The sequence below is a fragment of the Delftia lacustris genome, assembly GCF_040267515.1.
GTDB lineage: Bacteria > Pseudomonadota > Gammaproteobacteria > Burkholderiales > Burkholderiaceae_C > Comamonas > Comamonas tsuruhatensis.
Genome location: NZ_CP141274.1, coordinates 4,408,372 through 4,434,347 on the forward strand (window position 1 = coordinate 4,408,372; position 25,976 = coordinate 4,434,347).

The window sequence follows — 25,976 nt, forward strand, 5'->3', positions numbered from 1 at the left end:
CCCTAAACATACATAGGATGTGGGTGAATGAGCGTAGAGCCTTGTCAGAATTGATTTTTTTCTACGAGTCATTGCGGTGTAGAGATACATCGTAATACATCGTAACTACAAAGCGCCGAGGGCAACTTCGGCGCTTTTTTCATGGAATTTTGGGCGTGGATTCGCCCAGCACCTTGCGAACGGCACGAGCAAAGCCCACCTCGAACACCGTCCGTCCGCGCTCGTTGACGATTTCGCCGTGGCTGCCTTCCTTCAAGCCGCGCTCTTCAAGGTAGCTTGCCGAAACCGCTTTCTGCAAGGCTTCACGCTCCGACGACGTCAACTGCGCAGACAGGGCGAGGACAGCCACCGGCAGTGTCCCCGGAGCAGCAGAGATGGTCGCCCCTAAGGGACGTCGATCCACGGTTACCAGCGTGTGGGCCTTCAGCACGTTGAGTTGCGCTTTGAGCTTGTCGCGCTCAGCGATGACGGCCTGCATGATGGAGCGGATGGCAGGGTCTTCGATGCGCATCAGGTAGTCATGGCTCGCCAAGGTTTTGGGTAGCTTGGGCTCAGCGGGTCCGGCATAGGCGGACCACGCTTTAATGAGCACCCGATAGTCGGCGGACTGGGCGTTGTAGAGCGCTCGGCCTTTCAGGATGCCTTCGGCTTCAGCTAGGCGGCCGATGGCCGGCAGGGAGAAGTCGCGCGAGCCGGCTGCGTGCTGCCGGCGGCAAAGCTCGTGCATTTTGGCCAGGTTGGCCTGTCGATTGGAGCGTCCGCCCTTGTCGAGCAGCGACGCAAGCACGGCGTCCGGGTGGATGTCCGTCATGCCGCTCATGCTGCGTCTCCGGTCAAGGGTCGGGGGCCGGAGGGGAACGACTGAACCGGGCGGTCGGCGTGCAGCAGCGAAGCGAGGTCCATGTTGAAGTGCTGGCTGAGGCGTACGCCTGCGTCCATCAGGCGAATCACCTCCCGCTGGCCAAGCACGGGATTCGCAGCGTTCATCTGCTGGGCCAGTCTTCGCATGAAGGCGTTGCCCGCGAGCAGTTGCTCCTGCTCGCCCAGAAGCATGAACACGGGTGGCAGGTCGTCACGATAGAGCACACCATCGAGGAGTTGGCTGCGGCGGAAGACCGCCTTTCCCGGCTCCAGGTCGGGGTAGACCTCGACGCTGTCGCAGACACCGCTCAACTGGAGCAGTTCGGAGTCCGTCTCCTCAAAGGCAACCTGCACGTCGGCCACCTCGCCGACCGTGACCAGTTGCGTGCCGTCGCCTTCTGCGGCATTCAGCGCAGCCTTGCAGCGCTCAATAAGACGCCAGCAGGCCACCAAGTCTTCGGCCAAGTCGCTGAAGCGCTTCATCGCGCTTTCCCACACCCGCTCGGCCTGCCGGTAAGCGTCCTGGCAAGCAAACGGATGTCCAGCGTCCTCCGCGTCAGCCTTCTGCTTTTTCAGGCCCTGAAGCTCCTGTTCGCGCGCAAGGCAGGCGTTGCGTGCCTCGTCGAAGTGATAGGCCAGTGTGTTGAAGTGGGCTGCCAGCGCAGGCAGGTGGTGTGGTTCGGTCACGAACCAGCGGCAACGCACGCAATTGCGACTGCCGCCCGGAACCGCTCCGTACTTCGGAGCGGAAGGTGAGCCTAGGTTTGGCCCGCCGTTATAGCAGCCGCCCACAACGCCGTTATCCTCAGTCTCACTCGTGTTGCCACCGACCAGACACAGACCATGGTGCATCGGCATCCAGCCTACCGGGTTGCGCGCAGCGGGATGCTGCGGGATGGCAGCGGCAAGGCTGGGCACGCTGTTGCAGATGGCCTTTTGCAGCAGTTCGTCGTGTGCGGTATCCAGTAGGAAGTTCTGGATGCTTGATTCCTTGCGCGCCTCCAGCCGCTCCGCAGCACCATGCAGCACATCTCGTATGTGGGTTGCGCCGGGCTTGGTGTAGTAGAGCGTCATCAGCAGCCGGCTGTGGCCGACGAGTTTTTGCAGTATCGGAAACGGTACCTGCCCTTCCAGAGCCAGTGCGGTGATGAGGGAGACGCGCAGGCTGTGCAGCGGGAAGAGGGTTGTCCGCCCATTGTTCTGCTCCTCTGGCGGCGGGAGGAAGCGAATCGGGTTTCCGTTACGGTGGGTTTCACCCAGGTCGGCGAGTCGCAGTTCGAGCGCTTCCAGCAGAACGAACCACGCCCTATCCATGGAACCATCCACCATCGCCAGATGCCGCTCGTCGTCTCGGGCCTCCGGGAACCTGAAGAGGAAGCAAGCGTCAGGATAGCCAGCGAGCTGCACCTCGCTCTTCGCCTTGATGTGGCGGCCATCCAGTTCCGTCCAAGCTGCGCGCCGTGAGACGGGGTTGTACTTCTCCTGCCAATTGCGCAGCTTCTCTAGCCAGTAAAAGACGTCCTGATGTACCGGTCCACCTAAGGACCAGGGCAACACGTAGCCTTTCTCTGTACCGGATTTGGCGATGTCCGCAGTCTTGTTGGTGTTGATGTGAAGCACGGTTGATGCATCTTTACCATCGGAGAGCGGGTTGCTGCGGCGAAACACCCCTTGCTGGAGGGGGCGTCGTTCGCTGCCCCGTGCAAGTCGGTTCGTATTCAAAGTCCACTCACCCGCTGAATAGCGCCAGGTATCCGCTTCGCCCGAGTCGAGCATGCGCACCTGGAAGGTTCGCAGCGGCAGGATGAGCTTCACGAGCAGGGCAACCCAACGCACCGGGCTCCACATCTCCAGCACCTGGCCACCGCGATATTTCGGACTCACCTTGCGGACTCGCCACACGCAGTCGGGGTCGTTCCGGTCAATCTGGCCCTCGGTCACTTCAAACCAATCAGGTGCACCTTGCCCGCGCTGGCCAATTTCCACACCCAGAGCGCTCTGCGCCCACGGCCAGTCGCAGAAGTTTGGGCCTGCTGCCAGCATTTGCCGCAACTCGTCAATGTACCCATAGGGCAGTGGCGAGTGGACGCTCTCATCCCGCCTGGGCAGGCCACTCTTGGACATCCGGAGCACAGGGTTGCGGAAGGCTGGTGAGACCACCGGTTGGCCATTGTCGTCGGCTTCGCTGAACTCCCGCAGCAGCACGAAGTGCAGGAAGGCGTGGATGTTATTGTTGTACTGGATGCCATTCGCTGAATCCGGGCAGGTCGTGCGGTAGAAGTCCGGCAGGACCGTGCTGCGGGCCAGGAACACCGAGGGGTCAAGCGGCAGCCCCTGCTGGACGAGGTAGCGTTCGAAGAAGGCCGCCAAGGCATTAAGCCTCCACCCAACCCCGCTCGTTTCCCCTTGGAGCCACTCCACTGCCAATACGCGCCAGGCCTCGAGTTGTGGATGCTCCAGTTCGACCCAGCGCAGGGTGATGTCGCTTTTACGCGAGACCCTTTTGACCTTGGGAGCCGGGGCGGTAGATGACTTGGCCGTAGTCGTTGTTTTCTTTTCGGTCATACGGATTACCTATTCATCTAGCTCGATACCCGGCTGTGGCCGGCCCAGCACAGTCGGAGGGCCGGCGTGCTGAGCCCGCAGTCGCTGCGCGGCGGTTTCAAGTGCTGCGATGGCCTCGTGGGTGGTCGCTTGCGTGTAGACCTGCTGGCTCTCCTCGGATGCGTGATGCATAAAGCGACGGATGAGCGACTTATCGACATCGGCGTTGCGCAGCCGCCGACCATAGGCGTGACGGTGGCCATGGGGTGTCGTGCCCAGTGCCTTGCCGACCGTAAGACCGATACGTTCACAGGCGGCGGCATGCGCCTTGTTGTACTGGTTGAGCGTGTACACCCCGCCCACTGGCTCTCGACTGAGGTTGATAAAGGCAAACGGGTGGCCACGGTCGATACGCGCGACCTGCTCCAGGTAACGGTGCCAGAGTTGCAGGAACCACTTGCCATATTCTGGCAAGAACCAGTACGCCTGCTTGTAGTAGGCCGCGTCATGCGTACCGCCTTTCCAGCCGGCATGGCGCCTGTCCATCAACTCATTGCGAGGCACAAGGCCGAATTGCTGGGCAAGGTATTCCGCCCGGTTGCCCTTGCGTGACTTGCCTCTTTCATCGCGCCAATCGGCGGGTGCTCCGCCATGGCTCGGGTGATGGATGAGCACCCTGGCCTGACTCGGGTTGGCTGGGTCCGGGAATACATCGGAGATGTAGAGGTGGAAAGGCTCCGACTCTCGGAAACCGGCCCCGTGCAGCAGCAACGTGATGAGCATGCCACGGTAGTCCTGGCGTCCAGCTGCATGGAATCCCTTGGCAAGCAGTTCCTCGAAACGCTCTTCCGGGAAGGCTGGCGGTTCACCCTTCTCAACTCTCGGCAGGCGTTGGCCCCGGACACGGTGCCCGGTCTCGGCGGGGGAAGCGTTAGCCGCCCAGGCGTGCCCGAGGAAGGCCTTGCTGCGCCGGTACTGGTAGGCGGCTTCATCGGTCTGGCGGTCGAAGGCGCCGCCCGCGTAGCGCGGGTTCACCTGGGCCGCCTCGGGACGCATCTCGCCGAGCCAGTCAAAGAAGTCGGTCAGGTGGGTGACGATGTGCGAAGCATCCTGCGGCGAGCGCGGCGCCCAGCAAAGGCCACTGGGGTCCAGACCGGTCGCACGGTCGAAGGTGCCGGTGTACAGCCGCTGGGCGAAGTTCTGGAACAGACGGTAGGTGTCGCGCTCGCCAGGGTTGGATTGCAGGTATTCGAGGAACATCCGCACCGAGCGGGTCACTTTCGACATCCAGGCCAAGCTGCGGTCGTGGCTGCGGTACAGGCAATAGTCCAGCAAGGGCTCCAGCACCCCCGCCGGGGTCAGTAACGCAGGCAACTCGGCGTAGGCCCCGGTGGCATCAGTATGGACACGGGCTTTGACGGTCACGAACATGGTCGACCTAGACAGCCAAGGTGCGCAACAGGTCAGTTGCGCCTTTGAAATCGATGTGGCGCGCATGCATGACCATATCCATGGCGCCCCCACCGCAGCGCTGGAGCCGGGTATCGAAGAACTTGGGGCCGCGCAGCAGCAATTCGAAATCCCGCCCTTCAACATTGATGTGATAGCGCTGGGTGCCGTGCGTGCTCAGTGGCTCAAACGTGTCGTCGGCCTTTACGTAGCTCTCCAGCTTCTCCAGCATCAACAAGGCATCGAGCTCCCGCCAGCGCCCCAGAGTCAAGCTATCGACAAAAAGTCGTCCCATACGTCCCTCCCCCGGACCCCACCTGCTACTCGTCTTCAAAGAAAGACGGCTACTCGAAACAGCCAGAGATAGCGCTGCATCTTCGCACTCAACCTACATAAGATGCAAATTCATGGAATAGCTACAAGATAATTAGGTCAAGAAAAAACCCCTGCAAGAGGGGTTTGAGTAGCTTCCGACAGTTAAACCGTCCCAACTATGTATTGATTGTTGGGGGGAATAACTTTCGAGGGCTTTTGCTTTCAGAACGCGGCCGCGGCAGGCACGCACGCGGCCCGCCGTGCTCAGCGGTGACGCTTGCCGGGGTTCTTCTTGGTATGGGTGTGGGCGCCACGGGCGCGGCTCACGCGCTGGCCACGGCCGGGCGTCGGCAGGGTGACGCCGTTGGGCAGGGGAGGCTGGGGAGTGAACTTGCGGTCGGCTTCGGTAACGATCTTGTTGCCCATGGCATTTCCTTCTTCAAAAAAATGAGAACGCGCAATTAGGCCATAGACCTGCAGGCCCGCGCATAAAAAAACACATGGCCTGCTCCGGCATAGGGAAAGTTCCTGCGTTGCGCAGCCCGCACAGCCGCAGTTCCGGCAGCGCCGGCCTACACCGCGGCCCGGCGTTCTGTCCTAAAGTAGGAGCACGCTGCCAAGCGCACATGATGCCCCTGGCATGCGCTCTGCCTGAACACGGAGTTCCGCACGATGTCACCCCGCCAACCACGCACAGAAGTCACCACCCCGTCCACACCCCGCCCTGCCTGGGTTCGGCCCGCGGCAGGCCTGGCTGGGCTTGCCGTCGGGGCCGCTGCAGCCGCCTTGCTTTGGAAGGGCCTGCGCAACCCGCCCATTCCTGCCACAGTGGAGCCCGTACGCGGCTGGGACATCCAGCGCTACATGGGCCGCTGGTACGAGGTGGCCCGCATAGACCACCGCTTCGAAAAAGGCCTGGAGCGCACCCAGGCCGAATACACGCCGCTTCCCGATGGAAGCGTGCATGTGCTGAACCGGGGCTACGACGCAGGCCGCCGGCGCTGGAAGTCCGCTGAAGGCAAGGCCCGCACGGTGCATGGCCCCGGCGTTGCGGCGCTCAAGGTCTCGTTCTTCGGACCGTTCTACGGCGGCTACAACGTGGTGGCCCTGGATGCCGACTACCGCTGGGCCATGGTGGTCGGCTCGGACCTGCGCTATTTCTGGATTCTTTCGCGCACCCCTGAACTGCCCGATGGCGTGGCAGCGCGCCTGCTGGCCCAGGCCCGGCTGCTGGGCGTGCCCGTGGACAAGGTGCAGTGGATTCTTCAGGACGGGGTCAATCCCACAGGCAGCTGGTAGCGGCCCGGCGGCAGGCCGGCGAACTCAGAACCCTTCGGGCATGCCGTCACCCGAAAAGCCAGCAGCCTCCACCAGCCGCTGGGTATAGGACTCACGCGGCGCGCCCAGCACCTGGGCCACGGGGCCGGATTCGACGATGGCACCATCCTTCATCACCACCACGTCATGGGCCATGGCGCGGATCACGTCCACATCGTGCGTGATGAGCAGATAGGCCAGGCCACGTTCGCGCTGCAGCCGCTGCAGCAGGCCCAGCACCTGCTGCTGAATGGTCACATCCAGCGCACTGGTGGGCTCGTCAAGCACCAGCACTTCAGGCTCCAGCACCAGGGCACGCGCAATGGCGATACGCTGGCGCTGGCCCCCGGAGAACTCATGCGGATAGCGATCGAGCAGACCGGGGAACTGCTCATCCGTCAGCCCGACGGCAGACAGCATGTCCACGACACGGTCACGGCGCTGCCGCCCCGTGAGCGCCGGGGCGTGCACGCGCAGGCCCTCGCCAACGATCTGCTCCAGCGTCAGCCGTGGCGACAGCGATGAATACGGGTCCTGGAACACCACTTGCACCTTGCGCCGCAGCGCAAGATTGGCCGGCGAGTTGCGCGTGGCCGGCTGCCTCCAGGCCTGGCCAGCGATGCGCAACTGGCCTTCATGCGGCAGCAGGCCCAGCACGGCCTGGGCCAGCGTGGACTTGCCCGAGCCCGACTCCCCGACCACACCCACGGTGCGCCCGGGCATCAGGTCCAGGTCGGCGGACTGCACGGCAACAAAACGCCCCTGGCCAAACCAGCCGCGCACGCCCGTCAACGGCACCGGGTAGCTGACCTTGAGGCCCTGCGCATGGACCAGCGGCTCGGGAGCCGCCCCCGGTGTACCGGCCTGCGCCTCGACCAGATCGCGGCGCGGCACACTGGCGAGCAGCTTGCGCGTGTAGGCATGGCGCGGAGCTGCCATGACCGCCGGCACCTCGCCCTGCTCCACCAGCTGCCCGCGCTCCATCACCGCCACGCGATCGGCAAAGCGCCGCACCAGGTGCAGGTCGTGGGTGATCATCAGCACGGCCATGCCGGTCTGGCGTTGCAGGTCATCGAGCAATTGCAGGATCTGTCCGCGCAGCGTGACGTCGAGCGCCGTGGTCGGCTCATCGGCCAGCAGCAGGCGCGGGCTGCTGGCCAGTGCCATGGCGATCATGGCGCGCTGACGCTGGCCGCCGCTGAGCTGATGCGGAAAGGCGCGGGCACGGCGCACGGGCTCGGCAATGCCCGTGGTCGCCAGCAGTTCGGCCGCCTGGGCCAGGGACTGCGCCCGCGTCAGCCCCTGCTTGAGGCGCAGCACCTCGCCCACCTGTTCGCCCACGGTCATCAGCGGATTGAGCGCCGTCATGGGCTCCTGGAAGATCATGGCCACGTCGCCGCCGCGCACGGCCCGCATCTCGCGCTCGGGCAGGCGCAGGAGGTCGCGGCCGTCGAAAAGCGCCTGCCCGCCCAGCTGGGCGTCACCGGCCAGCCGCAGCAGGGACAGCGCCGTGATGGTCTTGCCCGAACCGGACTCACCCACCAGCGCCAGCTTCTCACCGGCCGCCAGATCGAAGCTCACGCCGTGCACTACGTCCTTGCTGCCAAAGCGCACGCGCAGGTTGCGCACAGACAGCAGCGTCCGGCCGCGACCGGGGGCGGAAGGCATGTCCATTGCCGGCTGCTCTGCGTTCATGCGGCGTCCTTCGCATCAACGGCCGGGGCTGCATCGGTGGCAGCGGCCTTGCGCGGGTCCAGCGCATCGCGCAGCGCATCGCCCATGAAGGTCAGCAGCAGCAGCGTCACCACCAGCACCGCAAAGGTGGACAGCGAGATCCACCAGGCATCGATGCTGTTCTTGCCCTGGCTCAGCAACTCGCCCAGGCTGGGCGTATCGGGCGGAACGCCCAGGCCCAGGAAATCAAGCGAAGTCAGCGCCAGGATGGCTGCACTCATGCGAAACGGCAAAAAGGTGACCACGGGCGTCATGCTGTTGGGCAGCAGATGGCGCCAGATCAGCGCGCCATTGCCCACGCCCAGCGCACGCGCCGACTTCACGTAGTCGAGCTGGCGGTTGCGCAGGAATTCGGCCCGCACATAGTCCGACAGCCCCATCCAGCCGAACAGCGACAGCAGCACCAGCAGCAGCGAGACGCTGGGCGCCAGCACCGCGCTGAAGATGATCAGCAGATACAGCTCGGGCATGGAGCCCCAGATCTCGATGAAGCGCTGAAACGCCAGATCGGTCCTGCCGCCGAAAAAGCCCTGGATGGCCCCCGTCACCACGCCCAGCACCACGCCGGAGGCCGTCAGCGCCAGCGCAAACAGCACGCTCACGCGAAAGCCGTAGATCAGTTGCGCCAGCAGATCGCGCCCGCGATCGTCCGTGCCCAGCAGGTTCTCGCGCGAGGGCGGCGCCGGATTGGGCAAGCTCGCAAAGTAGTTGAGCGCCTGCGGCCCGTAGGGATTGAGCGTGTACAGCGCCCAGTTGCCACCCTGGCTCAGGCGATCCCGGATGTAGGGATCCAGATAGTCGGCCGCCGTCTCGAAGTCGCCGCCGAATGTCTTCTCGGAATAATCGTTCCACAGCGGCCAGTAGGTCTGGCCTTCGTAGCGCACCACCAGGGGCCGGTCGTTGCTGATCAGCTCGGCGCCCAGGCTCAGCACCACCATCACGCAAAAAGCGACCAGGCTCCAATATCCCAGCCGATTGCGCCTGAACCGCAGCCAGGCCCGCCGCGCCGGCGAAACCGCCGCCGCCGCCAGCGGTGCAGGCGCCCCAGCCCCTGGCAGCCCCGTTCCAGAAACCACAACGGATTGCATTTCAGTGTCCATGTCGCTCCAGGAAACGAAGCCCGGCGCCACGCGCCGCCCGTCCGCCCCCCGCGATACAGGGCGCCGTGCATACCGGGCAAGCCGCGAAGCGGCTCGGAAGGTACCTAGTCAAACCGTACACGCGGATCCACCCACACATAACAAAGATCGCTGACCAGCTTGGTCACCAGGCCGATCAGCGTGAACAGGTACAGCGTGCCCAGCACCACGGGATAGTCGCGCCGTATCACGCTGTCATAGCTGAGCAGGCCCAGGCCGTCCAGCGAGAACAGCGTTTCTATCAGCAGCGAGCCCGTGAAGAAGGCACCGATGAAGGCGGCCGGAAAGCCGGTGACGATGGGAATCAGCGCATTGCGCAGCACATGCCGATAAAGCACCTGCCGCTCCGACAGGCCCTTGGCGCGGGCTGTCAGCACATATTGCTTGCGGATCTCTTCCAGAAAGGCATTCTTGGTGAGCATGGCGGTGATGGCGAAGCTGCCCGCCACCATGGCCGTGACCGGCAGCGCGATATGCCATAGATAGTCCACGATGCGCGCGCCCCAGGACAGCTCATCCCAGTTGGCCGAGGTCAGCCCGCGCAGCGGAAACCATTGCAGCTGCCCCCCGAAGATCACCAGCAGCGCCACGCCCAGCACAAAGCCCGGAATCGCATAGCCCACCAGGATCAGCAGCGTGGTGAAGAAGTCGAAACGCGAGCCGGCACGCACGGCCTTGGCAATGCCCAGGGGCACGGCCACGAGGTAGCTGATGAAAAAGGTCCACAGGCCCAGGCTGGCCGAGACCGGCAGCTTCTCCTTGATCAGCTGCCAGACATCCTTGTTCTGAAAGAAACTGCGCCCCAGGTCGAACCGCGCGAACTGCCCGAGCATCTGGAAGAAGCGCTCATGGGCCGGCTTGTCAAACCCGTAGAGGGCCTTGATCTGCTCTATGCGCTGGGGGTCCACCCCCTGGTTGCCACGGTAGGCCAGGCCACCGCCTTCGCCGCCACGGCCCACGCTGGCCTTGGCTTCGGCAAGGTACTGCTCCACCGGGCCACCGGGCACGAACTGCACGACCACGAAGGTCAGCAGCAGCACGCCCAGCAGGGTCGGCACCATCAGCAGCAAGCGTTTGAGTATGTAGGCCCACATAAGAAGTCCTGCATTATGTCGATTGCCGGGGGGCACCCCGGCCCGGGAGCGTGCCCATCATGCAACGGATCGCAACGATGCGGCGGCAGCGCCCGCTCATGGAGGCGGCGCGGTCAGCACCGGCATGCGGGCCCACCAGGTATCCATGGCCCAGCTCTCGCCCTTCGCGTAGGCGGGAACCACGGCGGGCCGCACCAGCCGCCAGGAGTCGTAGACCATGCGGTGCGTTCCCGCGCTCCACTGCGGAATCAGGTAGTGTCCATGCGCGATGACACGCTCCAGTGCGTGGCACGCGGGCAACAGCTGCGCCTCGGTCTTGGCCTCGGTCATGCGCCGGATCAAGGCATCGACGGCGGGATTCTTGACTCCGGGAAAATTGCCCGAGCCGTCCGTGTCCGCCGCCCGACTGCCGAACAGGTCGGCGAATTCCTGGCCCGGGTTGTTCGTGCCCTGGTAGGCAATGGAGATGATGTCGTAGTCGAACTTCTCCACGCGCTGCTGGTACAGCGCAAAGTCCGCCGAGCGAAAGCGCAGCCGTATGCCCAGCTTTTCCAGATTGCGTATCCAGGGCGAGACCTGGCGTATGCCCGACTCGCTGCTGTCCAGGTACTCCAGCTCCATGGCCTGGCCCCGCGCATTGCGCAGCACACCATCCTGAATGGTCCAGCCGGCATCGGCCAGCAATTGCCGCGCCTGGCGCAGGTTGGCACGCAGCGAGTTGTTGCCATCGGTGCGCGGCGGCTCGGCCATGGGGCCGAAGGCCTCCGGCGGAATGCTCTTGCGCAGGGGCTCCATCAGCGCCAGCTCCTCTGGCGAGGGCTCGCCATGGGTCTCGCAGGCCGTGTTGCCGAACAGCCCGCGCACGCGCTGGTAGGAGCCGTAGAACATCTGCCGGTTCATCCATTCGTAGTCCAGGGCCAGGTCCAGCGCACGGCGAACGCGCACGTCCTGCAGCAAAGGGCGCCGGGTATTGAGCACATAGCTCTGGAACCCCGAGGGCAGCTTGTTGCTGAATTCGCCCTTGACCAGCTCGCCCCGGTCGAAGCGCTTGCCGTACAGGCGCCGCGCCCAGTCGCCGGCGCTGTAAAAACGCATCAGGTCGAACTCGCCGGCCTTCAGCGCTTCCAGCTTCGCCGTGTTGTCGCGGTAGATCTTGACGGAGATGCGGTCGAAATTGGCCGTGCCCACGCGCGCGGGCAGATCGCGCCCCCAGTAGTCCGGGTCGCGCACATAGGTGATGTCCTTGCCGAAGCGCACAGGTCCTATCCTGTAGGGCCCACTGCCGATGGGCGTATCAGTCACCACCTGGTCGAAGGGCTTGGGCTTGCCGTTTTCCATGCCCCAGTCGCGGCTGAAGACGGGAATGGCGCCCACAACCAGCGGCAGTTCCCGGTTCGGCTGCTTGAAGCGAAAGCGCACCGTGCGTTCATCCAGCACGTCGACCCCCGCCACATCGAAGAACAGCGATCGGTAGCCAGGCAATGCGTGCGGCCCCACCAGCGTGTCATAGCTGAACTTGACATCGGCAGCCAGCACGGGCTTGCCGTTGTGAAAGCGCGCTTGCGGCCGCAGCCGGAACGTGGCCGACAGGCCGTCGGGGGCAGCCTGCACATCCTCTGCCAGCAGTCCGTAGCCCGTGGCGGTCTCGTCCAGCGAGGGCCACAGCAGGGTGTCGAACATCAGTTCGGCCAGATAGGCCGGAGACGATCCCTTGATGGTGAACGGGTTGTACTTGTCAAAGGTGGAGATGCGCAGGTTGCTCACCAGGCGCAGCTCGCCGCCCTTGGGGGCCTTGGCGTTGACATAGTCGAAATGGCTGAAGCCCTCGGCATAGCGGGGCTCTCCCCACAGGGCATAGGCATGCGAGCCCCACGCCGGCACACACGCCGAGGCCAGCAGCAGCGAAGAAATCATCCAATGGCGCATGCGACAATTCTGCACCACGCAGCCAGCCGCCCGCTGGCAAACGCTGACGCGGGGCCCCGCCTTCGCCGCCAGCTGCTGCGCACTTCCACTCACTTCCTCTGGAGAACAACAATGGGCTTTCTCGCCGGTAAAAAACTGCTGATCACGGGCGTTCTGTCCAACCGCTCCATCGCCTACGGCATCGCCAAGGCCTGCCACGCACAGGGCGCGGAGCTGGCGTTCAGCTATGTGGGCGAGCGCTTCAAGGACCGCATCACCGAGTTCGCCGCCGAATTCGACTCCAAGCTGATCTTTGACTGCGACGTGGCCGACGACGCCCAGATCGACAAGCTGTTCGCCGACCTGGGCGCCACCTGGGGCAAGTTCGACGGCTTCGTGCACAGCATCGGCTTCGCGCCGCGCGAGGCCATCGCCGGCAACTTCCTGGAAGGCCTGTCGCGCGAGGGCTTCAAGATCGCGCACGACATCAGCGCCTACAGCTTCCCCGCGATGGCCAAGGCGGCCCTGCCTTACCTCAATGACAAGTCCTCGCTGCTGACGCTGTCGTACCTGGGCGCGCTGCGCTCCATCCCCAACTACAACACCATGGGCCTGGCCAAGGCATCGCTGGAAGCCTCGGTGCGCTACCTAGCCGAGGCCGTGGGCCGCACGGCAGACGGCCGCGCCATCCGCGCCAACGGCATCTCGGCCGGTCCCATCAAGACGCTGGCCGCATCGGGCATCAAGGACTTCGGCAAGCTGCTGGGCCGCGTGGCCGATGCATCGCCGCTGCGCCGCAACGTGACCATCGAGGATGTGGGCAATGTGGCCGCCTTCCTGCTGTCCGACCTGGCCTCGGGCGTGACGGCCGAGATCACCTACGTGGACGGCGGCTTCAACCAGACTGCAGGCCTGTCGGCCGACCAGGTCTAAGCGGCCACCGCCACCCGACCGGCCCCGCAGGCATTGCCGCCTGCGGGGCTTTTTTTCGCCCGGAACCCACGACTGCGGGTCCTGCCTGCACGCGCAAGGAAATACACATCGGCTTGACTGGGGTCATTTTTGTTTTGAATGAGAATGATTCTCATGAATAATACAATTCTCAGATCAATATCAAGGAATCTCTGAAACCCTCGGATCCAGCAGAGATGCAAGCAACCCCTGACCTCAGCCTGCCCTCTCCCGTTCCAGCCCCCATCGATGCGGCACTGCAGGCCTCGTCCCGGGTCTTCGACATCGCGGCAACGGCCCTGCCCTCGCGGCTGGCGCACTGACTGCAGGTCTCGCCCCCACACGCCTTACGACGCACCGATTTCCCCCGTAGTCCCTGAAAGAAACCACATGAGCAACTACACCCTGCCTCCCCTGAACTACGCCTACGACGCGCTGGAGCCCCATATCGATGCGCAGACCATGGAGATCCACTACACCAAGCACCATCAGGCCTATGTGAACAACCTGAATGCCGCACTCAAGGACACGCCGCACGGCAGCCAGCCGGTGGAGCAGCTGATCGCCGACCTGTCCCTGCTGCCCGAAGGCGTGCGCGGCGCCGTGCGCAACAACGGCGGCGGCCATGCCAACCACAGCCTGTTCTGGACCGTGATGGCCCCGGCAGACCAGGGTGGCGGAGGCGCCCCCTCGGGCGAGCTGGCCCAGGCCATCGACAGGGAGCTGGGGGGCTTCGATGCCTTCAAGGCCGCCTTCACCCAGGCCGCGCTCACGCGCTTTGGCAGCGGCTGGGCGTGGCTCGTGGTGGGCAAGGACGGCAAGCTGACCGTGGAAAGCAGCGGCAACCAGGACAGCCCGCTGATGGCCGGCATCGGCTCCGGAGCCACCCCCATCCTGGGCCTGGACGTGTGGGAACACGCCTACTACCTCAAGTACCAGAATCGCCGCCCCGAATACATCGCGGCGTTCTACAACGTAGTCAGCTGGGCCGAAGTGGCCCGCCGCTACGCCGCAGCCCGCGGCTGATCGGCCAAGCCTGCCCGCCAACGCCCCAACCCATTCCCGACCAGCATGGATCTGCCACAACGCTTCCGCTCCAAGACCAGCGTACGGTCCAACATCCGCCTGTGGATCGGCCTGGCCATCATGATGGCCGGCGCCTGGGCGCTCACCAGCCAGTTCTGGGCCTATGCCCAGAACCATCCGGTGGTCTTCCAGGCCCTAGCCGGCGGCTCGGCAGCCGCGCTGGCGACAGCCCTGGGCACCGTGCCCGTGATGCTGTCCCAGCGCCTGTCCGAGCGCACGCAGGACACCTTGTTCGGCTTTGGCGCCGGCGTCATGCTGGCGGCCTGCGCCTTCTCGCTGATCCTGCCGGGGCTGGAGGCGGTGCGTACGCAGGGCCTGTTTGGGGGCGGGAGCTGGGCGGCAGGCGCTGTCATCGGCACGGCAATCCTGCTGGGCGGCGCGGCGCTCATGCTCATGGACCGGCTGCTGCCGCACGAGCACTTCATCAAGGGCCGCGAAGGCCTGGACCCGCAAGGCGCGCGCAAGCTGCAGCGCACCTGGCTGTTCGTCTTTGCCATTGCCCTGCACAACCTGCCCGAAGGCCTGGCCATCGGCGTGGGCTATGCGGGCAACGACGGACTGCGCGCCAATGCGCTGGCCACAGGCATTGCCATCCAGGATGTGCCCGAGGGCCTGGTGGTCGCCGTGGCCCTGCTGGCTGCGGGCTACAAGCGCAGCTTTGCCGTGGCGCTGGGCATGGCATCGGGCCTGGTGGAGCCGCTGGGCGCCGTGCTGGGCGCAGTCATCGTCAGCGGCTCGGCCGCGCTGCTTCCCTGGGGCCTGGGCTTTGCGGCAGGCGCCATGCTCTTCGTGATCAGCCACGAGATCATTCCCGAGTCGCACCGCAAGGGCCACGAGGCCTTTGCCACGGGCGGCCTCATGCTGGGCTTTGTGCTGATGATGGTGCTGGACACGGCGCTGGGCTGAGTCCGCGCACCGCGCACGCCTGGCTCAGGGCAGCAAGAGCCCCAGCTCCCGCGCCGCCGCCAGCACATGGCGGGCGTGGCGCTCCTCGTAGCGGTGGGCTGGCATGGTCAGTGTCAGTGCCGCTGCCAACTCTCCATCGCGCTTGAAGACCGGGGCAGAAATCCCGGCGATCTCCCGGTGCCTGTCTCCCACCATGGCGCAGTAGCCATCGGCGCGCACGCGGGCCAGCTGCGTGCGGCTGCCGCCGCGCGATGCGGCGTACAGCTCGGCATCGAACGCGGACAGCACCCGCCCGCCCGCACCCTGCCCCAGCGGCAGCAGATCGCCGGTGCGCGCATGGTCGCGCACGGGATGGGGCGAATCCACGCGGTACAGGCACAGCCGGTCCTGTCCCTGGCGCACGTGGTAGGCCGCACTCTCGCCCGTGGCCTGCACCAGGGTACGCAGCACGGGCATGACCACGCTGTCCAGCGAGAAATGCCGGGCATACACGGTGTTCAGCCGTGCCACGGCCGGGCCCACGGCATAGCGGCCATCATCCAGGCGCAACACCCAGCCGCCATGTTCGAGCGAAGCCAGCAGCCGCAGCACGGTGCTCTTGTACAGGCGCGTGCGTTCCGACAGCTGGGCCAGCGTCAGCCCGTCATCTCCGTCGCGAAAGGCGGCCAGCAGGCTCAAGGCCCGGTCCACCGCAGCCACGCCGCCCGGCGCGGCGTTCTCGTCGGCTACCGATTCCGTCACTGATTTGCGAGGCATATCGAAGGCACCCAAGGGAAAACCCCAGGCACGCAGGCTTGACGATGGCGCGTGCAGCAGGGAGTATTTCAATAGAGAGAATAAAGTTCTATCTATTAGAACGACTCAAGCAACTGATGTCAACAGGCGAATCCTGCGGTCATCGCCACCCACCACCGGATGTCCCTGCCCATGTCCTCCCACCGTTTTGACGTACTCATCAGCGAAGTCGGCCCGCGCGATGGCCTGCAGTCCGTGGCCTCCACCATGTCCACAGCGCACAAGCTGGCGTGGATCGACGCCCTGGCCCATGCGGGCCTGCAGGAGATCGAGGTCGGCTCCTTCGTCTCGCCCAAGCTGCTGCCCCAGATGGCCGACGCGGCCGAGGTGGTCGCCCACGCCATCACGCTGCCAGGCGTCACCGTGATGGCCCTGGTCCCCAATCTGCGCGGCGCCGAGGCTGCGCTGCGCGCCGGCGTCCACAAGGTCACCCTGCCCGTATCGGCCAGCCCCGCGCACTCCATGGCCAATGTGCGCAAGACCCCCATGCAGATGGTGGACGAGGTGCGGGCCATTGCCGCGCTGCGCGACGAGATCGCGCCGCAGGCCCTGATCGAGGCGGGCATCTCCACGGCCTTCGGCTGCACGCTGCAGGGCCTGGTGCCCGAGGACGAAGTGATTGCACTGGCCCTGGCCTGCGTGGCGGCGGGCGCCGACGAATCGGGCCTGTCCGACACCACGGGCATGGCCAACCCGGCCCAGGTGCGGCGCCTGTTCACACGGCTGCGGGCCGAGCTGGGCGAACAGGCAGGCGCGGCCCACATGCACAATACGCGCGGCCTGGGCCTGGCCAACTGCCTGGCCGCCTACGAGGCTGGCGCGCGCACCTTCGATGCCTCGCTGGCCGGCCTGGGTGGCTGCCCGTACGCGCCGGGCGCCTCGGGCAACGTGGTCACCGAAGACCTGGTCTTCATGTTCGAGGCCATGGGCATCCGCACCGGCGTGGACATCGATCGCCTGATCGCCGCCCGCCAGCCGCTGGCCGCAGGCCTGCCCGGCGAGGAGCTGCACGGCATGACGCCGCTGGCCGGACTGCCCAAGGGCTTTGCGCCCCACCCCTACGCACCGGCCTGAGCCGCGGCGACAACCCATACATTCATTCACCGTTTTCCCATGAGCCAACCCACCTCCCCCGACACGGCCGCAGGCCAGGCCACGCCACTGCCCTACGCAGGCATCCGCGTGGTCGAGTTCACCCACATGGTCATGGGCCCGTCCTGCGGCATGATGCTGGCCGACCTGGGCGCCGAAGTCATCAAGGTCGAGCCCGTGGGCCACGGCCGCGACGGCGATGCCACGCGCAAGCTGCTGGGTTCGGGCTCGGGCTTTTTCCCGCTGTTCAACCGCAACAAGAAGAGCGTGACGCTGGACCTGCAGACCGAGGAAGGCAAGCAGGCCGCGCTGCGCCTGATCGCCACGGCCGACGTGGTCTGCGAGAACTTCAAGCCCGGCACCATGCGCAAGCTGGGGCTGGACTACGACAGCCTCAAGGACCGCTTCGAGCGCCTCATCTACGTGAGCCACAAGGGCTTTCTGCCCGGCCCCTACGAGCACCGCACGGCGCTGGACGAGGTGGTGCAGATGATGGGCGGCCTGGCCTACATGACGGGCCGCCCCGGCGACCCGCTGCGCGCCGGTGCCAGCGTCAACGACATCATGGGCGGCATGTTCGGCGCCATGGGCGCGATGGCTGCCCTGGCCCAGCGCGAGAAGACCGGGCGCGGCCAGGAAGTGCAAAGCGCGCTGTTCGAGAACAACATCTTCCTGGTCGCCCAGCACATGATGCAGTTCGCCGTCACCGGCAAGCCGGCCGCGCCCATGCCGGCACGCATCTCGGCCTGGGCCATCTACGACGTGTTCGAGGTCCAGGGCGGCGAGCAGATCTTCCTGGCCGTGGTCAGCGACGGCGCCTGGCGCCTGTTCTGCGATGCCTTCGGCCTGGGCGAGCTGCGCGACGATCCGCGCCTTGGCAGCAACAACGACCGCGTGCTGGCGCGCAGCTGGCTGATGCCGCTGCTGCGCGAGAAGATGGCCCCGCACAGCGCCGCCCACATTGCCGAGGTCTTCGAGAAGAACGGCCTGCCCTTCGCCCCCATCGCACGCCCGCAGGACCTGCTGCAAGACCCGCACCTGAACGCCACGGGCGCGCTGGCCCCCATCACCCTGCCCGATGGCCGCGAGACCAAGACCGTGCTGCTGCCCTTCACGCTGGACGGCAAGCGCCTGGATGTGCGCCTGTCGCCCCCGCGCCTGGGCGAGCACAGCCTGGAGATCCTCACCGCACTGGGCTACAGCAGCGAGCAGGCCCTGGCCCTGGCCCAGGGCGAGGCCACCGACAGCCACGCCAAGGCCTCCCATTGATGCCAGGCTGAGCCACTGAAGCCGCCGCCGTCCACCCGACGCGCGGCGCCCCTGCAACCTTGCACCCCATCCACCCCACACCGGACGACGCTTGCCCCGCGCCCGGCGGGGAGGCCTTTTCCCAAAAATTCCCGGAGACAACACCATGCCCGCCATCCACCGCAACCCGGCCGCCCAAAACCGGACACAGACACTGACCCAGGCCCGCCCTTGTTCCGCCCCGCGCCGCCAGTTGCTGCTGTGCGCCCTGCCCGCATTGGCTGCCGCCCTGCTCCCGCTGGCGGCCCAGGCCCAGCCCGGCAACTGGCCCTCGCGCGCCGTGCGCATGGTCGTGCCCTACACGCCGGGCGGCGGCACGGACGCGGTCGCGCGCCAGATCAGCGAGCGCGTGGGCACGCTGAACCAATGGACCGTGGTGGTGGACAACAAGCCCGGCGCGGGCGGCAACATCGGGCTGGATGCGGTGGCCAAGTCCGCGCCGGATGGCTATACCTTCGGCATGGGCCAGACTGCCAACCTCGCCATCAACCCCGCCCTGCTGCCCAGCATGCCCTTCAACCCGCGCACCGACCTGATCCCCGTGGCCCTGGTCGCCGCCCAGCCCACGGTGCTGGTCGTGCCGCAGGACTCGCCATGGAAATCGGTGCAGGACCTGGTCAAGGACGCCAAGGCCGACCCGGGCGGCATCCGCCAGGGACTGGCATCGACGGGCACGGTGGGCCACCTGGCCGGCGAAATGCTGGCCTTCAAGGCCGGCATCCAGGTGCTCAACGTGCCCTACAAGGGCGCAGCGCCGGCCGTGACCGACCTGCTGGGCAAGCAGACGCACTACATGTTCGGCACGCCCCAGGCCGTCTATCCGCTGCTCAAGGGCGGCAAGCTGCGCGCCCTGGCAGTGACCTCGGCCAGGCGCCTGCCCATCCTGCCCGAGGTGCCCACCGTGGCCGAGTCGGGCTATGCAGGCTTCGAGGCCGTGGACTGGAAGCTGATCGTCGCGCCCAAGGGCACGCCGGCCGCCGTCGTGCAGAAGATGAATACCGCCGTGAACGCGGCCCTGCAGCAGCCCGCCGTGCAGCAGCAACTGCAGGCCGAGGGCAGCACGGCCCTGGGCGGCAGCATGCAGGACGCGGCCCGGTACCTGCTCAAGGAGCAGACGGACTGGGCCGCGCTGATCCGCGATGCCAGGATCCGCCTGGAGTGAGCGGCAAACAGCGGGCAAGAAAAAAGGCGCGGCGCCCCTTGCGGGCACCGCGCCTTTTTGACGGGCCGTCGTCAGCCGGCCAGCCGATCAGATCGTGCGGCCGAAGGGGCCATCATCGCCCACCTGCACCATCTTGCGGCCACGCGCCGGCTTGGCAGCCGTGCCGACTTCCGGCGCCGACCCGGCCTTGCGGGCCGCTGCGGGGCGCTTGGCCGGCGCCTTGACGGCAGCAGCCTTCACGGCCTTTTTGGCAGCGGGCTTTGCCGCAGCCTTGGCAGCCGGCTTGGCCGCTGCGGATTTTCCGGCCACAGACTTGCCGGCAGCCGGCACCTTGCGGGCAGGAGCGGCCTGGGCCACGCAGTCGGCGTAGTAGCGCACCTCGCCGTCCGCGTCCTCCAGCTCCACCAGGCCGTGGATGTCGGTCTCGAAGCCAGGGCACTCCTTGGCGAACTCACGCGCGAACAGCAGGTAATCCACGATCTTGCGGTTGAACACCTCGCCAGGGATCAGCAGCGGAATGCCGGGCGGGTACGGCGTGACCAGGCCCACGGTGATGCGGCCTTCCAGGTGGTCGATCTCCACGCGCTCGGTCTTGCGGTGCGCGATGTGGGCGTAGGCATCGCTGGGCTTCATCGCGGGCTTGAGGTCCGACAGATACATCTCGGTCGTCAGGCGGGCGATGTCGTACTTGGCGTACAGCTCGTGCACGTGCTGGCACAGGTCGCGCAGGCCCATGCGCTCGTAGCGGCGGTGCTGCTGGCAGAACTCGGGCAGGATGCGTGCCAGCGGCTGGTTGCGGTCGTAGTCGTCCTTGAACTGCTGCAGCGCCGTCAGCATGGTGTTCCAGCGGCCCTTGGTGATGCCGATGGTGAACATGATGAAGAACGAGTACAGGCCCGTCTTCTCCACCACCACGCCGTGCTCGGCCAGGTACTTGGTCACGATGGAGGCCGGGATGCCCGTGTCCGAGAAATCGCCGTCCAGGTCCAGGCCCGGCGTCACGATGGTGGACTTGATCGGGTCCAGCATGTTGAAGCCGTCGGCCAGTTCGCCAAAGCCGTGCCAGTTGTCGAACTCCTTGCCGTTCTTGGCCTTGGAGCGCTTGGGCGCCGCGTCCTGGCCGCGGATGATCCAGTCCTGGGCCGAGCCGACGCCTTCATCGGCCAGTTTCTCGGGACCCCAGACCTCGAACCACCAGTCGTCGTCGCCGAACTCGTCTTCGACCTTGCGCATGGCACGGCGGAAGTCCAGCGCCTCCAGAATCGACTCTTCCACCAGGGCCGTGCCGCCAGGCGGCTCCATCATCGCGGCGGCCACGTCGCAGCTGGCGATGATGCTGTACTGGGGGCTGGTCGAGGTGTGCATCAGGTACGCCTCGTTGAACAGGTGGTGGTCCAGCTTTTCGGTCTGGCTGTCCTGCACCAGCACATGCGATGCCTGGCTGATGCCGGCCAGCAGCTTGTGGATGGACTGCGTGGCATACACCACCGAGTGCTTGGGGCGCGCGCGCTTCTTGCCCATGGCGTGGTAGCTGCCATAGAACGGGTGGAAGGCAGCGTGCGGCAGCCAGGCCTCATCGAAGTGCAGGTTGGCCACATAGCCGTCAAGCATGCTCTTGATGGTCTCGGTGTTGTAGAGCACGCCGTCGTAGGTGGACTGCGTCAGCGTCAGCACGCGGGGCTTGACCGTCTTGGCATCCACGCCCTTGAGCAGCGGATTGGCCGCGATCTTGGCCTGGATGGACTCCACCGAGAACTCGCTTTGCGGGATCGGGCCGATGATGCCGAAGTGGTTGCGCGTGGGCTTGAGGAACACCGGAATCGCACCCGTCATGATGATGGAGTGCAGGATGGACTTGTGGCAGTTGCGGTCCACCACGACCACGTCGCCGGGCGCCACGGCGTGGTGCCAGACGATCTTGTTCGACGTGGACGTGCCGTTGGTCACGAAATAGCAGTGATCGGCATTGAAGATGCGCGCGGCATTGCGCTCGCTCTCGCCGATGGCGCCGTTGTGGTCCAGCAATTGGCCCAGTTCCTCCACCGCGTTGCACACGTCGGCGCGCAGCATGTTCTCGCCGTAGAACTGGTGGTACATCTGGCCCACGGGGCTCTTGAGGAAGGCCACGCCGCCCGAGTGTCCGGGGCAGTGCCAGCTGTAGGAGCCGTCTTCCGCATAGTCCAGCAGCGCCTTGAAGAACGGCGGCTGCACGCCTTCCAGGTAGCTCTTGGCCTCGCGGATGATGTGCTTGGCCACGAACTCCGGCGTGTCCTCGAACATGTGGATGAAGCCGTGCAGCTCGCGCAGGATGTCGTTGGGCAGGTGGCGGCTGGTCTTGGTCTCGCCGTAGATGTAGATCGGCACATCGGCGTTCTTGCGGCGCACTTCGCCGATGAAGCTGCGCAGGCTGTGGATCACGGGATCGCTTTCGCCACCCAGCGAGAACTCCTCGTCATCGATGGACAGGATGAAGGCACTGGCCCGGCTTTGCTGCTGCGCGAACTGCGACAGGTCGCCGTAGCTGGTCACCCCCAGCACCTCGAAACCTTCTTGCTCGATGGCCTGTGCCAGGGCGCGGATGCCCAGGCCCGAGGTGTTCTCGGAACGGTAGTCCTCGTCGATGATGACGATGGGAAAGCGAAACTTCATGGGGGCAGCCTCCGTAACCTGAGCGGGCCTAAAAAACGAAACAGGCGCGAAGTGTAAGGAATATCCTTATTGCGCCTTTGAAGCGTGCGGCTTTTCACCCAGAATGTGGTGCACTAAACACAAGCAACCGTCATAAACAGGGAGTCTGGGAATGGAATATTCCACCATCTGGTGGCTCGTCGCCGGCGCATTGGTCATCGCCGAATTGCTGACCGGCAGCTTCTATCTGCTGATGCTGGCACTGGGCGCCATCGTCGGCGCGCTGTGCGCCCACATGGGCCTGGCGCCCATTGCCCAGCTCGTCATTGCCGCCGTGCTCGGCAGCGCCTTCGTACTGGCCTGCTACCTGGTGCGCCGGCGCCTGCCCAGCCGCCAGCCCGCCTCCAGCAACCGCGACGTCAACCTCGATGTCGGCGAATCCGTCATGGTCGAGCAATGGAACTCCGACGGCACGGCCCAGGTCCGCTACCGCGGCGCCCAATGGACCGTGATCAGCCGTCCGGGCAACCTGCCCTCTGCCGGCATGCACCGCGTGGCCGAGGTCGTCGGCAACCGGCTGCTGGTGGACAAACTCTGATTGCCCATCCCCACGCCCGCGCTTCACGGCGCGGGCATCTGCATCGGGCATAGTGGCAGGCACCATCCGCCAGCCGTCCCGCCGCCCTCTTGTTTCACCGAACGCCCCTCCGGGGCCTGGAGACACCATGGAAATCGCCATCGTCATTCTGGTCATCGCGGCCATCTTCATCGCACGGTCCATCAAGGTCGTGCCCCAGCAGCACGCCTGGGTCAAGGAACGCCTCGGCAAGTACGCCGGCACGCTCACGCCCGGCCTGAACTTCCTCGTGCCCTTCGTGGACCGCGTGGCCTACAAGCACAGCCTCAAGGAAATCCCGCTGGACGTGCCCAGCCAGGTCTGCATCACGCGCGACAACACCCAGCTGCAGGTGGATGGCATCCTCTACTTCCAGGTCACCGATCCCATGCGCGCCAGCTACGGCTCGTCCAACTACATCATGGCCGTCACCCAGCTGGCCCAGACCTCGCTGCGTTCCGTGATCGGCAAGCTCGAACTGGACAAGACCTTCGAGGAGCGCGACATGATCAACGCCCAGGTGGTCTCCGCCATCGACGAGGCCGCGCTCAACTGGGGCGTGAAGGTGCTGCGCTATGAAATCAAGGACCTGACGCCGCCGGCCGAAATCCTGCGCTCCATGCAGGCCCAGATCACGGCCGAGCGCGAAAAGCGCGCCCTGATCGCAGCCTCCGAAGGCCGCCGCCAGGAACAGATCAACATCGCCACGGGCGAGCGCGAAGCCTTCATCGCCCGCTCCGAAGGCGAGAAGCAGGCCGTCATCAACAAGGCCCAGGGCGAGGCCGAGTCCATCAAGGCGGTCGCAGACGCCACGGCCCAGGCCATCGAACGCGTGGCCAACGCCATCCGCCAGCCCGGTGGCGAGCAGGCCGTGCAGCTCAAGGTCGCCGAAAAGGCCGTCGAGGCCTATGGCCAGGTTGCCTCTGACGCCACCACCACGCTGATCGTGCCCAGCAACATGACCGAAGTCTCCAGCCTGATCACCTCGGCCATGAAGATGATCCAGACCGGCCAGCGCACCAGCTGAGAGCCGCCGCCACGCCATGAACAACGGGCCATCGCGGCCCGTTTTTCATTGCAGCGGTGTTGTGCGGATCAGGCGGGTGCGCCCACCTGCTGCACCAGGCCCATGGCGAAGCGCCCATGGCCCACGGACCAGTCCGAGTAGTCGTTCTCATGCATGAAGATGAACACGTCGGCCGGCGCCACCCCCGCCCCTTCATGCAGATTGCGCGCAATGGCCGCATACAAGGCCTTCTTCATCGCATCGCTGCGCCCGCGCCGCATGGTGATCTCGACCACCACCACGGCATCCGAACGCGCCACCCCGTTGAAACTGCGGCTGAACGCGAACTGCCCGGGAGCGTACGGGTGCACCATGTTGAACAGTTCGTCCTCAGGCATGCCGATGCCCTCCACCAGGGCGCGGTGAATGCCCTGCACGGCGGCATCGCGCTGGGAAGTGGAGGTGGACTGGGGCAGATAGGTGTGGACGAAGGGCATGGTGCTATGTGCTTTGGGATCGAATGGAGATGGAAAGTCCGGCCAGAATCCACGCAGGATTGCCAGCCGAAGCGGCAAATCTACCGACCGGCCCATGGCCTGAAAAGCGATGATTCGGCCGGTTCTATGTACCTGGAACTCACATAGCCTCCACCCGCCCCGTGACCCGACTCATGACCCGGCCCATGACCCGCCGCCTGCCCCCGCTGGCCGCCCTGCGCGCCTTTGAAGCCGCCGCACGCCTGGGCCGCATGACGGCGGCTGCGGACGAGCTGTGCGTCTCGCCCGGCGCCATCAGCCGCCAGGTCAGGCAGCTGGAGCAGCACCTGGGCCTGCCGCTGTTCGCAGGCACCAAGGCCCGCCCCACGCTCACTGCGGCAGCACGCACCCTGCAGCCGGCGCTGACCCAGGCCTTCGAGCAGATCCATGAGGCGGTGCGCAGCCTGGGCGACGCCCACGAAGGCCCTCTGGACGTGGCCTGCTTCAGCACCTTCACCGTCAAATGGCTGATCCCCCGGCTGTTCGACTTTCACGCGCACCACCCCGGCATCGAGGTGCGCCTGCGCACTACCGACACCGGCACCGACGCTGCACACGAAGGCTGCGACCTGCTCATCACGGCCATCACGCACGACAGCGGCGAGGCCCTTGCAGACAACGAGACGTCCCTGCCTCTTTTCGCCGAATACCTGGGCCCGGTGATGTCCCCGGCCATGGCAGGACGCCTCCAGCAGCCTGAAGACCTGGCCAGCCTCCCCTTGCTGCACACGCGCGGCCGGCGCAACGCCTGGGACCTGTGGGCCGCCTCCATGGACATGGCCCCGCCCGCAGCGGCCGGCCCCGTCTACGAGCACTACTACTTCACGCTGGAAGCCGCGCTGCGCGGCCTGGGCGCGGCCGTCGCCCCCTGGCACCTGGTGATGGACGACGTGCAGGCCGGCCGCCTGCTGGCGCCCTTCGGCTTCACGGCCTCCGGCTACCGCTACCTGGCGCTGCGCCGCAGCACTGCGGTGCAGACCCGGCTCGACATCTTCTGCAACTGGCTGCAGGCGCAGGCACGGGCCATGCCCGAAGCGCCAGCCGTCCAGGGCATATCGATCACGCATGCAGGAAACTTCGCGGCCACCCCAAAAAATCGATGCTAGAATCGCGGTCTTCGGAGAGGTGGATGAGCGGTTTAAGTCGCACGCCTGGAAAGCGTGTGTGGGCTAATCCCCACCGCGGGTTCGAATCCCGCCCTCTCCGCCAGACATGGCGCCAAGCCAGTGAAAAAGCCCTGACGACGTTGGTCCCAGGGCTTTTTTTCGTCCACCCGATGCCTGCACGGCCGCACGCGGCGATGATGGCCCTCGATCAAGGGGGCGATGACAGGGTGTTACAGCAGCGCCCCTCTGCGCTGATAGATTGCCCGGTTCAGTCATTGCACCCGGAACGAGATGAAACCAAAAATCAACTTTATCGAGAGGGAGCGCCTCTTTCGCCGCGAGCTGAAGCGGCGCGGCGTCAAGTTCCTTCCCATGCAGGTACTGCGCCGGCTGTTCGAGAAGGCTGGTGTCTGAGGCCGTCTCAGG

The 25,976-nt window shown here is 65.7% G+C and carries 24 protein-coding genes and 1 tRNA gene; 13 read left to right on the plus strand and 12 right to left on the minus strand.

The window, feature by feature from the left end; all coding sequences use genetic code 11:
* Positions 1 to 139: 139 nt before the first annotated feature.
* The 5 genes from gmtX to U6958_RS21500 form a co-directional block, all read right to left on the minus strand.
* Entirely contained in the window at positions 140 to 820 is a 681-nt protein-coding gene (gene gmtX / locus U6958_RS21480; protein ID WP_012204585.1) for a gamma-mobile-trio protein GmtX, read from the minus strand.
* The gene (locus tag U6958_RS21485) at positions 817 to 3,426 is read right to left on the minus strand and encodes an integrase family protein (protein WP_012204584.1); all 2,610 of its coding nucleotides are present in this window, start codon (positions 3,424 to 3,426) and stop codon (positions 817 to 819) included. The genes gmtX and U6958_RS21485 overlap by 4 nt, the downstream gene beginning before the upstream one ends.
* Positions 3,427 to 3,435: 9 nt before the next feature.
* Positions 3,436 to 4,836, minus strand: a complete 1,401-nt coding sequence (gene gmtY, locus U6958_RS21490) for a gamma-mobile-trio recombinase GmtY (RefSeq protein ID WP_012204583.1) — start codon at positions 4,834 to 4,836, stop codon at positions 3,436 to 3,438.
* Between the two features lie 7 nt (positions 4,837 to 4,843).
* Entirely contained in the window at positions 4,844 to 5,149 is a 306-nt protein-coding gene (locus U6958_RS21495; RefSeq protein ID WP_012204582.1) for a hypothetical protein, read from the minus strand.
* Between the two features lie 284 nt (positions 5,150 to 5,433).
* Positions 5,434 to 5,595, minus strand: coding sequence for a hypothetical protein (locus U6958_RS21500; protein ID WP_012204826.1), 162 nt, complete (start codon positions 5,593 to 5,595; stop codon positions 5,434 to 5,436).
* A gap of 246 nt (positions 5,596 to 5,841) precedes the next feature.
* On the opposite strand from U6958_RS21500, the gene U6958_RS21505 reads away from it, so the two are divergent.
* Entirely contained in the window at positions 5,842 to 6,468 is a 627-nt protein-coding gene (locus U6958_RS21505) for a lipocalin family protein (protein ID WP_016448892.1), read from the plus strand.
* 24 nt (positions 6,469 to 6,492) lie between these two features.
* On the opposite strand, the gene U6958_RS21510 is transcribed toward U6958_RS21505, so the two are convergent.
* From U6958_RS21510 to U6958_RS21525, 4 genes are all read right to left on the minus strand, one after another.
* Positions 6,493 to 8,181, minus strand: coding sequence for an ABC transporter ATP-binding protein (locus tag U6958_RS21510; RefSeq protein WP_046240372.1), 1,689 nt, complete (start codon positions 8,179 to 8,181; stop codon positions 6,493 to 6,495).
* Positions 8,178 to 9,320: an ABC transporter permease gene (locus tag U6958_RS21515; RefSeq protein WP_074924285.1), complete on the minus strand. Its 1,143-nt coding sequence runs from the start codon at positions 9,318 to 9,320 to the stop codon at positions 8,178 to 8,180. The genes U6958_RS21510 and U6958_RS21515 overlap by 4 nt, the downstream gene beginning before the upstream one ends.
* Before the next feature lie 104 nt (positions 9,321 to 9,424).
* A complete protein-coding gene (locus tag U6958_RS21520; protein WP_016448895.1) occupies positions 9,425 to 10,453 on the minus strand; it encodes a microcin C ABC transporter permease YejB in 1,029 nt (342 codons plus the stop codon).
* Positions 10,454 to 10,549: 96 nt separating this feature from the next.
* Entirely contained in the window at positions 10,550 to 12,379 is a 1,830-nt protein-coding gene (locus tag U6958_RS21525; protein WP_034348785.1) for an extracellular solute-binding protein, read from the minus strand.
* Positions 12,380 to 12,490: 111 nt separating this feature from the next.
* Here U6958_RS21525 and fabI point away from each other — a divergent pair, with 111 nt between their 5' ends.
* The 4 genes from fabI to U6958_RS21545 all read left to right on the plus strand — a co-directional run bounded on the left by fabI (position 12,491) and on the right by U6958_RS21545 (position 15,301).
* Complete coding sequence (gene fabI, locus U6958_RS21530; protein ID WP_074924284.1) at positions 12,491 to 13,291, plus strand: enoyl-ACP reductase FabI; 801 nt, start codon at positions 12,491 to 12,493, stop codon at positions 13,289 to 13,291.
* 215 nt (positions 13,292 to 13,506) lie between these two features.
* Positions 13,507 to 13,632: a hypothetical protein gene (locus U6958_RS21535; protein ID WP_016448898.1), complete on the plus strand. Its 126-nt coding sequence runs from the start codon at positions 13,507 to 13,509 to the stop codon at positions 13,630 to 13,632.
* 67 nt (positions 13,633 to 13,699) lie between these two features.
* Complete coding sequence (locus tag U6958_RS21540) at positions 13,700 to 14,335, plus strand: superoxide dismutase (RefSeq protein ID WP_074924283.1); 636 nt, start codon at positions 13,700 to 13,702, stop codon at positions 14,333 to 14,335.
* A gap of 45 nt (positions 14,336 to 14,380) precedes the next feature.
* On the plus strand, positions 14,381 to 15,301 hold the full coding sequence (locus U6958_RS21545; protein ID WP_016452392.1) for a ZIP family metal transporter: 921 nt from the start codon (positions 14,381 to 14,383) through the stop codon (positions 15,299 to 15,301).
* A 24-nt stretch (positions 15,302 to 15,325) separates the two neighbouring features.
* Here the strand turns inward: U6958_RS21545 and U6958_RS21550 are convergent, their stop codons facing one another.
* Entirely contained in the window at positions 15,326 to 16,057 is a 732-nt protein-coding gene (locus U6958_RS21550) for an IclR family transcriptional regulator (RefSeq protein WP_034364346.1), read from the minus strand.
* Between the two features lie 159 nt (positions 16,058 to 16,216).
* Between U6958_RS21550 and U6958_RS21555 the strand changes: the two genes are divergently transcribed.
* From U6958_RS21555 to U6958_RS21565, 3 genes are all read left to right on the plus strand, one after another.
* A complete protein-coding gene (locus tag U6958_RS21555; protein ID WP_016448902.1) occupies positions 16,217 to 17,170 on the plus strand; it encodes a hydroxymethylglutaryl-CoA lyase in 954 nt (317 codons plus the stop codon).
* Positions 17,171 to 17,209: 39 nt separating this feature from the next.
* Entirely contained in the window at positions 17,210 to 18,457 is a 1,248-nt protein-coding gene (locus U6958_RS21560) for a CaiB/BaiF CoA-transferase family protein (protein WP_074924282.1), read from the plus strand.
* 145 nt (positions 18,458 to 18,602) lie between these two features.
* On the plus strand, positions 18,603 to 19,658 hold the full coding sequence (locus U6958_RS21565; protein WP_074924279.1) for a tripartite tricarboxylate transporter substrate binding protein: 1,056 nt from the start codon (positions 18,603 to 18,605) through the stop codon (positions 19,656 to 19,658).
* An 87-nt stretch (positions 19,659 to 19,745) separates the two neighbouring features.
* Here the strand turns inward: U6958_RS21565 and U6958_RS21570 are convergent, their stop codons facing one another.
* Positions 19,746 to 22,307: an arginine/lysine/ornithine decarboxylase gene (locus U6958_RS21570; RefSeq protein ID WP_017403992.1), complete on the minus strand. Its 2,562-nt coding sequence runs from the start codon at positions 22,305 to 22,307 to the stop codon at positions 19,746 to 19,748.
* A 151-nt stretch (positions 22,308 to 22,458) separates the two neighbouring features.
* On the opposite strand from U6958_RS21570, the gene U6958_RS21575 reads away from it, so the two are divergent.
* Positions 22,459 to 22,884 carry an NfeD family protein gene (locus tag U6958_RS21575; protein WP_016448906.1) on the plus strand — a complete coding sequence of 142 codons (426 nt, stop codon included), beginning with the start codon at positions 22,459 to 22,461 and terminating at the stop codon, positions 22,882 to 22,884.
* A gap of 127 nt (positions 22,885 to 23,011) precedes the next feature.
* Positions 23,012 to 23,929 (plus strand): SPFH domain-containing protein, encoded by a 918-nt coding sequence (locus U6958_RS21580; RefSeq protein WP_016448907.1) that lies wholly within the window; start codon positions 23,012 to 23,014, stop codon positions 23,927 to 23,929.
* A 68-nt stretch (positions 23,930 to 23,997) separates the two neighbouring features.
* Here U6958_RS21580 and U6958_RS21585 read toward each other — a convergent pair whose 3' ends face one another.
* A complete protein-coding gene (locus U6958_RS21585) occupies positions 23,998 to 24,405 on the minus strand; it encodes a tautomerase family protein (protein WP_074924276.1) in 408 nt (135 codons plus the stop codon).
* A 185-nt stretch (positions 24,406 to 24,590) separates the two neighbouring features.
* Here U6958_RS21585 and U6958_RS21590 point away from each other — a divergent pair, with 185 nt between their 5' ends.
* The 3 genes from U6958_RS21590 (at position 24,591) to U6958_RS21600 (ending at position 25,964) form a co-directional block, all read left to right on the plus strand.
* Complete coding sequence (locus tag U6958_RS21590; protein ID WP_074924273.1) at positions 24,591 to 25,550, plus strand: LysR substrate-binding domain-containing protein; 960 nt, start codon at positions 24,591 to 24,593, stop codon at positions 25,548 to 25,550.
* A gap of 13 nt (positions 25,551 to 25,563) precedes the next feature.
* A tRNA-Ser gene (locus U6958_RS21595) sits at positions 25,564 to 25,653 on the plus strand.
* A 188-nt stretch (positions 25,654 to 25,841) separates the two neighbouring features.
* Positions 25,842 to 25,964 carry a hypothetical protein gene (locus U6958_RS21600; RefSeq protein WP_016448910.1) on the plus strand — a complete coding sequence of 41 codons (123 nt, stop codon included), beginning with the start codon at positions 25,842 to 25,844 and terminating at the stop codon, positions 25,962 to 25,964.
* The last annotated feature ends 12 nt before the right edge of the window (positions 25,965 to 25,976 follow it).